The 429-nt window shown below is 79.3% G+C and carries 1 protein-coding gene; it reads right to left on the bottom strand.

The features are described 5' to 3' along the window. A partial coding sequence (locus GT030_RS08835) for a biotin/lipoyl-containing protein (protein ID WP_346009596.1) occupies positions 1-429 on the bottom strand: 429 nt, incomplete at both ends.

The raw sequence follows: 429 nt of genomic DNA, 5'->3' as shown, positions 1-429 counted from the left end.
CGGCGGGCGCCTTCGGGGCCTCGGGAGCGGCGGCCGGGGCGGCACCCGCGGCACCGATGACGGCGAGCTTGGCGCCGACCTCGGCGGTCTCGTCCTCGCCGACCACGATCTCCAGCAGGGTGCCGGAGGTGGGCGCCGGGATCTCGGTGTCGACCTTGTCCGTGGAGACCTCGAGCAGCGGCTCGTCGGCCTCGACGGAGTCGCCCACCGACTTCAGCCAGCGGGTGACGGTGCCCTCGGTGACCGACTCGCCCAGCGCGGGCAGGACCACGTCGGTGCCCTCGGCGGAACCGCCGCCGGAGGCCGCCTCGGCGGTCGGCGCCGGGGCGGGCGCCTCCTGCTCGGTGGACGGGGCGGACTGCGGGGCCTCCTGGGCGGCCGGGGCCGGAGCCTCGGCGGCGGGGGCTTCGGCGGCGGGGGCCGCGGCCT

It is taken from the genome of Streptomyces sp. SID1328, from assembly GCF_009865595.1.
Lineage (GTDB): Bacteria > Actinomycetota > Actinomycetes > Streptomycetales > Streptomycetaceae > Streptomyces > Streptomyces griseoluteus.
This window is presented reverse-complemented; position numbering and strand designations above follow the sequence as displayed.